This is a genomic window from Shewanella sp. Shew256 (assembly GCF_002196695.1).
Lineage (GTDB): Bacteria > Pseudomonadota > Gammaproteobacteria > Enterobacterales > Shewanellaceae > Shewanella > Shewanella mangrovisoli.
Map to the genome: position 1 here is coordinate 1 of NZ_NAJR01000010.1, position 12,480 is coordinate 12,480.

The following is a 12,480-nucleotide window of genomic DNA, read 5'->3' on the forward strand; positions in this document are numbered from 1 at the left end:
ACAGTCCGCCGTTCTACCGACTGAACTACAGGGGAATCGTGTTAACGCAACAGCTTGATAATTAAGTGGCTCCCCTGACTGGACTTGAACCAGTGACATACGGATTAACAGTCCGCCGTTCTACCGACTGAACTACAGGGGAATCGTTAGTTACCTAACTGCATCCTCACTTTTATCGAGATTGAAATTTGGCTCCCCTGACTGGACTTGAACCAGTGACATACGGATTAACAGTCCGCCGTTCTACCGACTGAACTACAGGGGAATCGTTTCTCTTGTCTCGATGACTCGTTGAGAACGGAGCGCATAGTAAAACGCTCTGTGGGATGAGTCAACTCGAGTTACTAAAAAAAGTGTAATTATGCTGTTAAGTGCTCATCTAATGTGCATTGCGGTGTAGAAATCAGCATTTTGATGAAGAAATAACTTATGTTTTCGTAAGATAGCGTATGTAAACATCCAAACTCAGTTGGCTTTTATCCGCCGGTTAAAATCCCCAAAAGGCTTAATTGATTAAATTGACAGCAGTTATTGGGGTTAATGGTTAATTTGAAATTTCTAAAAGCTCGGTCTTAACTAGATAAATTGCAAATTCGTGGCAACGAAACGGAACTGTTGAGGTCGAATTGAGTATGCGGCATTCAATTTGACCTTTGTGCCGATGCAAAGCAATTGGTAAAGCGATAACCCAAGACACTTCACATTATCCCTATAGCGACAGATAGACGCCATTTTTAACAATATAGGTGGCATCGAAAACATCCCGAGAGGTGATAACTATGGCAATGAGTCGATTAGCGCAAGCGGAAGCCTTACTTCAGGAACCGTTGACCTTAGATGTACTGCGTCAATACCGCGAATTATCTATGCACTTAGATGATCCTGATTTTCAAAAAATCCAAGACTTAGCCGAAATTCTCTTTGTGGTTGCATCGGCGGATGAAGCACTATTTGCCGCCGCGCTGGCAGAGGACTTAATTTAGCGCAGCTATCTGCAGCGGTGATCAATCGGGAGAACGAGCCTTATATAAAGGCTTTATCCACATTAATACGTCGTGAATGGGTAAACGCTGTCATTTTATGCTGCAATGCCAAGGTTAAAGCCTAACAGTCGGACATATATCAGATTTTTCGAATGCTCGCAGCGGTAACAAGTAGTAACATTTATCAAATGTAATTAAATTACCAAAGCCGTCCATCAGCTGACTCTAGGGTGAAATACTCCTCAATCCCGCATGGTTTCTCACTTATTTCGACTTATCAACAAATTCTGTGGATAACCCTGTGAGTTGCGGCTTGAAACAGGCAGCAAAGCCTTGCCGTGCGGGCGATGGACTTAAATTGCACTATTTTGGCGATAAAAATATTAAGCCATATTTTTCAAATAGATAATAATTGCAAGTCTTATCTTTTTTGGACTCGATTTAGGTTGCAATTTTGTAAGCAAGTGAAAGTCAACTCTTGTGTATTAATTTGGCATTTCTCCTGAGTTTTAGGGCGTTTTATCGCCAATTTGAGCATTAAAACCTCGTGGTCAAAAAGTTTCACTTTCTGTCCATCAAACTGTCATTTACTTGAGCTAGTACAAATCTGTGCGCATGGTTTAAGAAGGATAACTGCTGGAGCTTAATGGACGACTTGATTAGAATGAGTCGACTAACCACAAGGATATGTTCGCGTGTCAGAATCTGTTTTTCAGCTTGAATCCCAATTCGCCCCCGCAGGGGATCAGCCCACGGCCATCGCCAAGTTGGTCGATGGCCTCGAATCTGGCCTAGCTTGTCAAACCCTTTTGGGGGTGACGGGCTCGGGTAAGACATTCACCATCGCTAATGTGATTGCCCAGCTTGGGCGCCCGACGATTATTATGGCGCCAAACAAGACACTGGCGGCGCAGCTTTATGGCGAGATGAAAGAGTTTTTCCCCAATAATGCAGTGGAATACTTCGTTTCCTATTACGACTATTACCAGCCAGAAGCCTACGTACCCGCATCGAACACCTTTATTGAAAAGGATGCATCGGTCAACGCCCATATCGAGCAAATGCGTCTCTCGGCCACGAAAGCACTGCTGGAGCGTAAGGATGTGGTCTTGATTGCCTCTGTATCGGCAATTTACGGCCTGGGCGATCCCGATTCCTACATGAAGATGCTCTTGCACCTACGCCAGGGCGATACCATGGGGCAGCGGGATATTCTTAAGCGCTTGAGCGAGTTGCAATATACTCGCAACGATCTCGAGTTGCAGCGCGGTACCTTCCGCGCCCGTGGTGAAGTCATCGATATTTTCCCCGCCGACTCCGATCGCTACGGTATTCGGGTCGAGCTGTTTGACGATGAAATTGAGCGTTTAAGCGAGTTTGACCCGTTAACGGGGCAGATAGTGAAGCGTATTGCGCGTACCACTGTGTATCCGAAAACCCACTATGTGACGCCGCGGGAAAAAATCCTCGAAGCGACCGAATCAATTAAGGAAGAGCTGCGCGAGCGTAAGCAGTATCTGCTCGACAACAATAAGTTGATTGAAGCGCAGCGGATCCACGAGCGGGTGCAATACGATATCGAGATGATGGTTGAGCTGGGCTATTGCTCCGGTATTGAAAACTACTCACGCTACTTGTCGGGTCGTGCACCGGGTGAGGGACCGCCAACCTTGCTCGATTATTTACCCGCCGATGGTTTGTTGATTATCGACGAGTCCCACGTCACTGTGCCGCAAATTGGTGCCATGTATAAGGGTGACCGCTCCCGTAAAACCACGCTTGTGGAATATGGCTTCCGTTTGCCTTCGGCGCTCGATAACCGGCCGCTGAAGTTTGAAGAGTTTGAGCAACTGATGCCGCAGACCATTTATGTGTCGGCAACACCAAACCCTTACGAGCTGGATAAGAGTGGCGGCGAGATTGTTGAGCAAGTCGTGCGGCCAACGGGTTTGCTCGATCCCGAGTTGGAAGTGCGCCCGGTCAGTATTCAAGTGGACGATCTACTCTCCGAGGTGGCCAAGCGAGTTGCCGTTAATGAGCGGGTGCTTGTCACCACCTTAACTAAGCGCATGTCGGAGGATTTAACCGAATACCTCGATGAACATGGCGTCAAAGTGCGTTATTTGCACTCGGACATCGATACCGTAGAGCGGGTGGAGATCATCCGCGATCTGCGCCTCGGTAAGTTTGATGTGCTGGTCGGCATCAACTTGCTGCGTGAAGGCTTAGACATGCCCGAAGTTTCCTTAGTCTGTATTCTCGATGCCGATAAGGAAGGCTTTTTACGTTCGGAGCGTTCGCTTATTCAGACCATTGGTCGCGCCGCGCGTAACGTCAATGGCAAGGTTATCCTCTATGCGGATAGGATCACTCAGTCGATGGCCAAGGCGATGGGCGAAACCGAGCGCCGCCGTGAGAAACAACACGCCTACAACCTTGAGCATGGCATAGTGCCAAAAGGCGTGGTCAAGCGCATTACCGACGTGATGGATGTGGACGATGGTAGAGACACTGAAAAGGGTTATCGCCAAGCGTCACTGGGCAAAGTGGCTGAACCTAAAGCCAAACGTTATCAAGCCGATGCGGCGCAGCTGAGCCATGATATCGACAAGCTCGAGAAGCAAATGCATGAGCATGCGCGTAACTTGGAGTTTGAACAGGCAGCAGCCCTGCGTGATGAAGTGAAACGTTTACGGGAGTTGCTGATCACCGCCTAACAAATTTGTGTCTTAGCTCGTTAGACGTAGGACTGCGATGCTAATCAAGCATATACCAAGGTTCACTACCTAATAAAAAGCCGCCAACATAACAATATGAGGCGGCTTTTATTGTATGGATTAATCAAAATAGTAGATATTAGCGCTGCGTTTCCTTGGCTAATCTAGGGCGTATTGACGTTTCGAGATTAGATTTTGTTCGTTCTGGCAAGCACATGCTCGCGAAACGAGGAATGATGTGTAGTTATTCTACTCAAATGACGAGTGACAAAGAGCAAGGGCTTGCCAGGCGAACCCTTCGGGCAGCATTTGGCTGGCATTTCTGCGCGTTATCGTCCGTTTATGTAGAATAACTACACTGCACGGACTTTGCCTTGCATAAAAGCCAGCCAAACTGCTGCAAAAATAACCCTGAAACGTCAACACGCCCTAGTTCGTTGGTACACAAACACCATAAGTGCGCAGACTAAGCCACAGATCAGGCCGACTAAATGCGCCTCGGTAGCAACGCGTGCACCAATCATGGCGGTCACATCATCACTGGCGCCATAGAACTGTTCATGGCCGACTTTAACTATCACGCCGAGTAGCAGCAAATAACCCGAGCGCAGATGACGGCGAATATCTTGCACCGCACCAAAGGTGAATAGACCGTGTAACATGCCGCTCAGTCCCACGTAACCTAATAGCTGCGGATAACCCAGATATAGACCAATGCCTTCAAACAGACAAAGCAGGATAAACAGCACGGTTAAGCCCTTGAGCCGGTAATGAAAGTGGTGCAAAAACAACACTACCCATAATCCTGCGAGGTTCATCAGCAGGTGCCAATGATTGGTATGCAGCAGATTGCCTGTGATCAGACGCCACCACTGGCCGTCACTGATGGCGCTGCGGCGATAGGCGAGCAGATTATCTATGCTCGGGGTAAAAAGCCCACCAACATACAAGAGCGCACAGAGCAGACTGACGATAAGCGCCAGCCAATAGGGGCCGAGTGTTTTTAACGTCACCAGTCTCACGCCTGCGGTTTACCCGTTTCAGTTGCCTTGTCGAGCGAGGCCATTACCTCTGCTTTATTTTGCAGGTAATCCTCTAAGCCCCGTTTGCGAAGATGGCAGGCTGGGCAGTCACCGCAACCATCGCCGACAATGCCGTTATAACAGGTCAGGGTATGGTGGCGAACTAAATCGAGTTGCTGGTATTTATCGGCCAGCGCCCAGGTTTGGGCCTTGTTCAGCCACATTAATGGGGTGATGATCTCAAGCTTTTTGTCCATGCCTTGCACCAGTGCCGATTCCATCGCGCGCACAAAGTCGTGACGACAGTCGGGATAACCCGAAAAATCAGTTTCGCAGACACCGGTAATAATCGCCTGGGCCCCTAATTGATAGGCGTAGATCCCTGCCAAAGTCAAAAACAGAATATTGCGGCCAGGCACAAAGGTATTGGGTAAGCCATTTTCCATTAATTCGTGGGACACGGGGATGGCATCGCGGGTGAGGGCAGAAATCGCTAACTCATTGAGTAAGCTCACATCCATAACCTTATGGCTAGTGATCTTTAAGCGCTTGGCGAGGGATTTAGCAACTTCAATTTCTTCACGGTGACGCTGACCATAATCGAAGGTGATCCCGTGGACTTCATCAAACTGAGTTAAGGCTTGAATAAGACAAGTCGTTGAGTCTTGTCCGCCACTGAAAACCACTACCACCTTTGAAACTGACGCTGCTGACATAGGATCCACTTAAATTGACACATAAAATAGGGCGTAAGTGTAACTCAGGCGCTAGGGCTTGCAAACTCTTTGCTGGCGTGTGGCGACGGGCATATCGCTCTTGGCATCACTCTGTCTGAGGCGGTAAAAACTTGCAGCTGCAGCTAAAATCCTCTATAAATGCCGCCCCAGAAAAACGGAACGCTAGCATGAATTACCCAGTCAACGAAGTCTTTGAAACCATTCAAGGTGAAGGTGTCTTTACCGGAGTGCCCGCCATTTTTGTACGTTTACAGGGTTGCCCTGTGGGATGTGCTTGGTGTGATACCAAACAGACTTGGGATCTGCTTGAGGAAAACAAGGTGTCACCCGAACAAGTGATCACCGTCGATGGTTCCGTAGGGCGCTGGGCTAACCATACGGCGCAGAGTCTTATCGAGGCGTTCAACGCTAAGGGATATACGGCGCGCCATGTAGTGATCACCGGTGGTGAGCCTTGCATGTACGATCTGAATGAATTAACTCACACGCTCCACACTGCCGGCTTTGCCACTCAAATCGAGACCAGTGGTACCTTTGATGTGAAGTGCGATGCTGATACCTGGGTGACTGTCTCACCAAAGGTCAATATGAAAGGGGGTTATAAGGTGTTAGCACAGGCCTTGACCCGCGCCAACGAGATAAAGCACCCAATAGCGACCGAAAATCATATCGACGAACTCGATGAGTTGCTCAAAGGGATTGATGTGTCGGCTAAAACCATCTGTCTGCAACCGATTAGCCAAAAACCAAGGGCGACGGAATTAGCGATGAAGGTGTGTATTGCCCGTAATTGGCGTTTATCGATTCAAACCCACAAATACCTGAATATTGATTAATGGCCACTTAGCTCAGCAGCATTGGTCTTTAATGCTCAGAAATAGTTTTAACGCTCCGAATGGGGCGTTTTTTATCAGCAAAATCCATGGATTAAAAGCAATAGGGTTAAGCGATAGAATAAGTTTGAATAAGCAGAAGTGCTAGAGATAAAACTTGGGGAATAACGCGAGATAAAGTGTGAGATGAGAAAGAAGTGGTGGAGGGAGAAGGATTCGAACCTTCGAAGGCGGAGCCGTCAGATTTACAGTCTGATCCCTTTGGCCACTCGGGAACCCCTCCACATATTTTCTTCAACTTTTAACTCTGACTTATTAAGAAGGATTTAAAAGTTATCTTAAATCTTGGCCGGATTTAAGGGTAAAGCAAGGTTACAGCAGACTAACGATTTTCGAACCACACAAGATAAAAGTGGTGGAGGGAGAAGGATTCGAACCTTCGAAGGCGGAGCCGTCAGATTTACAGTCTGATCCCTTTGGCCACTCGGGAACCCCTCCACGAGTATCTTTTATAGCATCGCTAATTGTTAGTGCAAATGGTGGAGGGAGAAGGATTCGAACCTTCGAAGGCGGAGCCGTCAGATTTACAGTCTGATCCCTTTGGCCACTCGGGAACCCCTCCTCAATTGCGGCCGCCATAGTAGTCAGAAACGTTTGGCATGTAAAGTCTAAATATGAAAATTTTCCTAAAGTTCTGGTTCAACTGGTCGATTAACTAACAACAAGTTGTTTTAATGATGTTTTTTTATGCAAATCGATGTTCCTTTAATCAACGAAGCCCAAATTGGCTCCCGCTTAAATGCGGCAATCGAACACAACAGGCGAGGAGAGTTCGCCCTGTTGTTATCGCTATTGTCTGCAGATGCGAGGGACATGGCGCAGTTTCAATGGCAAAAAGAGCTCGATAATGCAGAAAAATTGCAACGTCAGTTTGAGTTACCCCCAAAACAAGCGCTTGTTGCGGATTTATCGACGGATAACAATGTTACCGATAATAGTGCTGTTTTCGCCGAGCAAGGGGCGAGGGCGTTTCAACTGCAACAGGCATTGCGCCCTGAAGCCTTAGTGATCCGCGGTGGCGAGCCTATTGCCATGGCCGAAGCCTTAAGTAATTGCGATCTCACCACACGCCTGCGCCAACGTGGGCAATTGCCATCTCCTAAAATGGACATCATGCATTTTGCCGATCAACTGGCGATTCAACGTAACTTGGTGCCGTTATTAGCCAGCGCCTAGCCAATATGTCGTCTTACCTCCAAGTCGCTTTCGGGCCGTTGAGGAAGATTCGGTCTTTAAAAAATATCTAGGCTTTAAGGGACTTGTTGACCAAATAGCCATCAACTGTGTCGATACACAATAATAAGCGTGAGCTAAAGCTGAGTCTCTGACGTCACAGTTTCCTATAATAAGGCGTTAATGATGCAGCTTTAAGTTGATGCATCACCCTTAAATGCAGCGGTATAGCGATTAATGAGGAAAAACAGATGAAAGGTATCATTGCAGGACAAGCGGCTACCGTAAACGACACTTGCACCGATTGTGGCAGTTTTGTGGATATTGGCGCTGTGATTGATGAGCAGGATACAATGCTGGAGCTATCCTTTGCGGGTGCACAGGCCGAGATCGAAGCCAGCAAGATGTTGGAACGGGCCCAAGCACGCTTTAGCCAAACCCAAGGAAACATTGTCAAGAATGACGTAGGCGTTATCCTCAAGCTGGTCTTCGATGTGAGTGTCGAGAAGATGATTTTCCAATTAGAGAACGGGCTGTAAGCATAAAACCCTGCGGTAAATGTTGATTAATTTGTAATAAATTGTGCTCGATGTTGCTGTTTGAAATGCCAATGTGTAATCTGCATCGACAAAAATATTCAGGATTGGCGCAATTAGCACGCTGAAATGAGTCGTGCTACTCGCTGTAGTATCTGTGTTACCCAACACGATGTTTTGTAGGGATTAGAGTGAAGCGACGTCAACATCAGCACTTATTAGAGTCTTTAGTTCATTCTACGGCTAAGCAGCAGGGCGACTTTACGAAAACCGCAGAGCTAGCAACAGAGCTACTCTGTGAGAATTTAGCCGTTTCTCTGGTGTCGGTTTGGATTTTTTCTGCCGATCAATCGAGCCAATCCCTGGTAGCGCAATTTGGCGCTATGGCCCTACAAGACACTTACCGTCCTTCGCAGTTGCAGACACTGCCTCGTTATTTAAATGAACTCAAAAATCATCGCCATATCGATGCGGGTAATACCCTTATCGATCCGCGTTTGACTGAGTTAGTCGATAACTATTTTATCCCTCGGCAAATTTTATCTAGCCTCGAGATTGGCATTCGCATTAATGGTCATCTCGAAGGGGTGCTGTGCCTTGAGCGAGCGCAACTGACTCACCATTGGCACGACAGCGAAATTCACCTTGCCTGCCAAATGGCCGATCAACTGGCCCTCACGCTGGCCACCAAACATACCTATGACAAAGAAGAGCGCTTAAGCCTGTTTCGCTGTGCCACCGAGCAGTCTCGTCAAATGAGTATGCTGATTAACCTACACACCGAAAAAGTGGAATACGTGAATCAAGCCCACGAGGAGATCACCGGCTTAGCGCGCGAAAAAAGCATTGGCGCCAATTTACGTGAGCTAAGTTTTTTTAAGCAGCACAATCAATTAGCTGAGCAAACCTTAGCGCAGATCTTCAGAGGCGAGCAGGCCAAGGGCGAGGTACAATTCAATCGTGCCGATGGCAGTAGATACTGGCTCAAGTATGTGGTCAGCCAATTTATCACCGATCGCGGCAATCATTACGCCTTAGTCTCCGGCGAAGAAAGCACAGATGAGCACAACTATAAGGCGGAGCTTGAGCGTTTAGCCTGGCGTTGTAGCCTCACTGGGCTGAATAATCGCAGCCACTTCAATCGCGTATTGGAGCGCACCACCAATGGATTGTTGCTGCTGGTCGATTTAGTCGCCTTTAAACGATTTAACGATACCTATGGCCATGAAAATGGCGACAGTTTGCTGATCGAAATTGGCCGGCGCTTAAAACATTTTTCGGAAATCAATAAGGCGACTGAAATCGCCCGTGTCGGCAGTGACGAATTTGCCGTGTTGCTCACCGATGATAACGCGGTTTACGATCTGGATTATTTTAGTACCCGTCTATACCAACATTTGGCCATGCCGATTTTAATTGGTCGTGAGCAAATCGAACCCAAACCCGCACTGGCGGTTGTCGATATCGCTTCGGTGGCGAACCTATTTGCGCCGCTGACCTGCGCCGATATTGCGGTGCAATACGCGAAGAAGAAAAAGGGCACGGCGATTCAAGTGTTTAATAGCACCTTGCTCAGTGCCTTTAAGGAAGATGCGCAAATCGAGCGTGATTTGCATAGCGCCATTCGCGGCCGTCAATTTGAACTTTATTATCAGCCCTTACGGGATCTTGAGCAGCAAACCTATATCGGTGCCGAAGCCTTGATCCGTTGGCATCACCCGAAGAAAGGCGTGTTGTATCCCGGTGCCTTTATCGATATTGCCGAGCAGTCAGGGATGATCAACGCTATTGGTAGTTGGGTGCTTGAGGCCGCGTGTCGACAACTAAATATTTGGCAGCACCATAATGCCGATTTAAGCATGCATGTTAACGTGTCTGCGCGGCAGTTTTTTAGCGGGAACCTGTATGAGCAAGTCTGGCAACTGCTGACGCGTTATCGTTTGAAACCCAAAACCCTGATCCTTGAGATCACCGAGACAGAATTAATGGGCGATATTCGCCATGCCACGCTTTTGTGTCAAGAATTGGCGGAGCTGGGCGTGGGGCTGGCCATCGATGACTTTGGCACAGGCTACAGCTCGATGCGTTATCTTAAACAGTTCCCGATCAGTAAGTTAAAAATTGACCGCTCCTTTATCTCCGATCTCACCATTAGCCGCGAAAGCCAAGAAATCGTGTCGGCCATTATCGCGATGGCGAGCGCGCTCAACATTTCATTGACCGCAGAAGGGGTTGAAACCGCCGAGCAGGAAGCATTTTTGGCCAAGAGTTTTTGTCATCAAGCGCAAGGATATTTATACAGTCCCGCATTGCGAGAACCCGAGTTTGCGCAATTCTTATTGGCGGCAAAAGAACCTAGTCTTGTGACGCATTAACCATTCAGATTAGCGCTGTTGGTGATATAAAAATAAAAGGCAATCAATCGATTGCCTTTTGTTTTACAAATTACGCCTTGGTTAACCCTTCATGCAGCACTGCTTAAACTTCTTACCGCTGTGGCAGACGCAGGGATCATTGCGTCCCGGCAATTTGGCATGCATTTGATGGCCTTTAGTGTAAAACCAACGATCTTGCTCGAAGATAAACTCCGAGCGCTCGTAAATGGCATCAATCTCGCCACTCATTTTATACCAGGCTTTGAAGGTTACAGTACCGTGCTTGCGGCCATCGGGGTGAATGGTTTCATCGGCGGATAACACATCAAGCCCTAACCATTGGGGATGTGGACCTTGTTGGAGCTGTTCAAGGGTTAAGCCATCGAGGTAATCTGCATGGTGCGTTTTGATGATGTGATCAAAATTTTTCAACGTAAAAGCACAGTAGCGAGAGCGCATTAATTGCTCAGGACTCATCGCCAGTTGTGCGCCAGAATCGAGACCTAGATGCAGTGCATGGCAGCAGTCTTGGTAGGATTTTTGGCTGCCGCAAGGACAGTTTTTATCGGGTGCTATATTCATAACATTTTAAAATATAATAAACTATTGCTTTTTCTTTTGACTATCAGGTAACGGTGGGAACTGGCGGCCATAGTAAAGATTGGGTACAGGTTTGGCATTCAAATAGAAACTGGGTTCGGCACGGTTGTTCATATCCAGCGTAACGTTCCAGCGCTGCTGAGAGTCTTTTTGGGTGCCAATCACAAATTTGCCTGCAAATTCACTCACAGGTTCGCCGGTTTCTTCAGCGGGGTAAAAACGCACTAGATAATAGCCAGTGTCGAACGCGCTGTTGCCTGATAACTTACGGTTAAGCACCCGAAAATCGATATCGATTCGGGCCTTTTTATTGCGGATTTTATCGAAAAATCGCTGGTAAATAGCAACGATACTCTCGCGGCCATAATAGATTTCTTTACTTTGACTTTCAGAGAGATAGCTTGCATCTTTCGAATAGATTTCTGCGGTAACTTCGGGGTCAAGCTCGGTAAATGCTTTAGTGAACAGTGGATAATTAGCATTGATCAGCTGATCGGTAGTCGTGGTAGTTTTGGCTTTTGTGGGAGTAGCAAAGCTTGGAAGCGACAATAGGCATATCAGGGCTAGCAGCAAAAATCTCATTACATTATTCTAATCAAGCATTCATGGCGCCACTATAATGGAGGTGCCCGCTGAACTAAAGGGTTGAATGTTTACAAAGTGTGTTTCTGTTCTAAAAGTGCACACTGAGCGTTAAGAGTGGAGGAGCTTGCCATGCTAGATGATGAATCGGCACTGTTTTTTGAAGAAATGGCGGGGGTTGTGCCACTTAAGGGCGATGTGAAGGCGGTGAATCTACAACCTAAGGCATTAACGGATGAGCAGCTTCAACGTCGTGAAGCGCTGCAACGCGAGGCTTATTTAGCTTGTATGCCCTTGGATTTAAGCTTGATCCCGATTATTGCGCCCGATGATATTGCCAGTTTTAAGCGCGAAGGGGTGCAGGGAGCGGTATTTAAGCGCCTAAGGCTGGGGCAATACAGCATTAAGATGGAGTTAGATGTACATGCCTACCGTTTGAGTCAGGCCCGTGATGCCTTACTCAATTATTTACTAGCGGCGCAGGCCCATGGCGAACGCTGCGTCATGCTTATCCATGGCAAGGGGCATAACAGTAAACCCGTGGCTGGCCTGCTCAAATCTGCCGTCTGCCATTGGTTATCACTGCTTGATATGGTGCTGGCCTATCATTCGGCGAAAACCGAGCAGGGCGGCACGGGCGCCTTGTATGTGATGCTGACTAAATCCGAACAGCTTAAGATTGAGAATAAAGAGGCAAACCGTAAGGGGATGGGGTGGCGTTAATAGGAGTGTGAGCGCATTGATTTTTCTGATAGTTATTCGCGTTCGTTATTAATGCCGAAGCTTAAAAAGAAAATGCCCAACATCGTTGGGCATTTTTATCGGTTTAGTTTAAGGCGTGGATATGACTGGCACCTGAGGC

11 protein-coding genes and 5 tRNA genes are annotated in these 12,480 nt (G+C 47.5%); 7 read left to right on the forward strand and 9 right to left on the reverse strand.

Annotation, left to right across the window (positions count from 1 at the left end; translation table 11 throughout):
* Positions 1-66: 66 nt before the first annotated feature.
* Together B5P39_RS16690 and B5P39_RS16695 are read right to left on the reverse strand one after the other, a co-directional pair.
* Positions 67-142: transfer RNA gene (locus tag B5P39_RS16690), tRNA-Asn, on the reverse strand.
* Positions 143-189: 47 nt separating this feature from the next.
* Positions 190-265: transfer RNA gene (locus B5P39_RS16695), tRNA-Asn, on the reverse strand.
* A 514-nt stretch (positions 266-779) separates the two neighbouring features.
* Here B5P39_RS16695 and B5P39_RS16700 point away from each other — a divergent pair.
* On the forward strand, positions 780-983 hold the full coding sequence (locus B5P39_RS16700; RefSeq protein ID WP_041412641.1) for a hypothetical protein: 204 nt from the start codon (positions 780-782) through the stop codon (positions 981-983).
* 695 nt (positions 984-1,678) lie between these two features.
* The gene (uvrB, locus tag B5P39_RS16705) at positions 1,679-3,700 is read left to right on the forward strand and encodes an excinuclease ABC subunit UvrB (RefSeq protein ID WP_088212331.1); all 2,022 of its coding nucleotides are present in this window, start codon (positions 1,679-1,681) and stop codon (positions 3,698-3,700) included.
* A 419-nt stretch (positions 3,701-4,119) separates the two neighbouring features.
* On the opposite strand, the gene rrtA is transcribed toward uvrB, so the two are convergent.
* Together rrtA and queC are read right to left on the reverse strand one after the other, a co-directional pair.
* Complete coding sequence (gene rrtA / locus B5P39_RS16710; protein ID WP_088212332.1) at positions 4,120-4,722, reverse strand: rhombosortase; 603 nt, start codon at positions 4,720-4,722, stop codon at positions 4,120-4,122.
* Positions 4,719-5,438 (reverse strand): 7-cyano-7-deazaguanine synthase QueC, encoded by a 720-nt coding sequence (gene queC, locus B5P39_RS16715; protein ID WP_088212333.1) that lies wholly within the window; start codon positions 5,436-5,438, stop codon positions 4,719-4,721. The genes rrtA and queC overlap by 4 nt, the downstream gene beginning before the upstream one ends.
* A 188-nt stretch (positions 5,439-5,626) precedes the next feature.
* Here queC and queE point away from each other — a divergent pair, with 188 nt between their 5' ends.
* Entirely contained in the window at positions 5,627-6,295 is a 669-nt protein-coding gene (gene queE / locus B5P39_RS16720; protein WP_088212334.1) for a 7-carboxy-7-deazaguanine synthase QueE, read from the forward strand.
* A gap of 195 nt (positions 6,296-6,490) precedes the next feature.
* Here queE and B5P39_RS16725 read toward each other — a convergent pair.
* From B5P39_RS16725 to B5P39_RS16735, 3 genes are all read right to left on the reverse strand, one after another.
* A tRNA-Tyr gene (locus B5P39_RS16725) sits at positions 6,491-6,575 on the reverse strand.
* Positions 6,576-6,705: 130 nt separating this feature from the next.
* A tRNA-Tyr gene (locus B5P39_RS16730) sits at positions 6,706-6,790 on the reverse strand.
* 39 nt (positions 6,791-6,829) lie between these two features.
* Positions 6,830-6,914, reverse strand: a tRNA-Tyr gene (locus B5P39_RS16735).
* 125 nt (positions 6,915-7,039) lie between these two features.
* Between B5P39_RS16735 and B5P39_RS16740 the strand changes: the two genes are divergently transcribed.
* From B5P39_RS16740 to B5P39_RS16750, 3 genes are all read left to right on the forward strand, one after another.
* Entirely contained in the window at positions 7,040-7,528 is a 489-nt protein-coding gene (locus B5P39_RS16740; protein ID WP_088212335.1) for a VC2046/SO_2500 family protein, read from the forward strand.
* Positions 7,529-7,776: 248 nt separating this feature from the next.
* Positions 7,777-8,064 (forward strand): DUF406 family protein, encoded by a 288-nt coding sequence (locus B5P39_RS16745; protein WP_088212336.1) that lies wholly within the window; start codon positions 7,777-7,779, stop codon positions 8,062-8,064.
* Positions 8,065-8,252: 188 nt separating this feature from the next.
* Positions 8,253-10,436, forward strand: a complete 2,184-nt coding sequence (locus B5P39_RS16750; RefSeq protein WP_088212337.1) for a putative bifunctional diguanylate cyclase/phosphodiesterase — start codon at positions 8,253-8,255, stop codon at positions 10,434-10,436.
* An 81-nt stretch (positions 10,437-10,517) separates the two neighbouring features.
* On the opposite strand, the gene B5P39_RS16755 is transcribed toward B5P39_RS16750, so the two are convergent.
* Together B5P39_RS16755 and B5P39_RS16760 are read right to left on the reverse strand one after the other, a co-directional pair.
* On the reverse strand, positions 10,518-11,012 hold the full coding sequence (locus tag B5P39_RS16755) for a YchJ family protein (protein WP_088212440.1): 495 nt from the start codon (positions 11,010-11,012) through the stop codon (positions 10,518-10,520).
* Positions 11,013-11,039: 27 nt separating this feature from the next.
* Complete coding sequence (locus B5P39_RS16760; RefSeq protein WP_023267222.1) at positions 11,040-11,618, reverse strand: YybH family protein; 579 nt, start codon at positions 11,616-11,618, stop codon at positions 11,040-11,042.
* A 132-nt stretch (positions 11,619-11,750) separates the two neighbouring features.
* On the opposite strand from B5P39_RS16760, the gene smrA reads away from it, so the two are divergent.
* The gene (gene smrA / locus B5P39_RS16765) at positions 11,751-12,341 is read left to right on the forward strand and encodes a DNA endonuclease SmrA (protein WP_088212338.1); all 591 of its coding nucleotides are present in this window, start codon (positions 11,751-11,753) and stop codon (positions 12,339-12,341) included.
* Positions 12,342-12,480 lie beyond the last annotated feature (139 nt).

Excerpts from the sequence above, each read along its gene's own strand:
- B5P39_RS16700 (WP_041412641.1), top strand. The coding sequence starts at position 780 with ATGGCAATGAGTCGATTAGCGCAAGCGGAAGCCTTACTTCAGGAACCG.
- queC (WP_088212333.1), bottom strand. The coding sequence starts at position 5,438 with ATGTCAGCAGCGTCAGTTTCAAAGGTGGTAGTGGTTTTCAGTGGCGGA.
- queE (WP_088212334.1), top strand. The coding sequence starts at position 5,627 with ATGAATTACCCAGTCAACGAAGTCTTTGAAACCATTCAAGGTGAAGGT.
- B5P39_RS16740 (WP_088212335.1), top strand. The coding sequence starts at position 7,040 with ATGCAAATCGATGTTCCTTTAATCAACGAAGCCCAAATTGGCTCCCGC.
- B5P39_RS16745 (WP_088212336.1), top strand. The coding sequence starts at position 7,777 with ATGAAAGGTATCATTGCAGGACAAGCGGCTACCGTAAACGACACTTGC.
- B5P39_RS16760 (WP_023267222.1), bottom strand. The coding sequence starts at position 11,618 with ATGAGATTTTTGCTGCTAGCCCTGATATGCCTATTGTCGCTTCCAAGC.
- smrA (WP_088212338.1), top strand. The coding sequence starts at position 11,751 with ATGCTAGATGATGAATCGGCACTGTTTTTTGAAGAAATGGCGGGGGTT.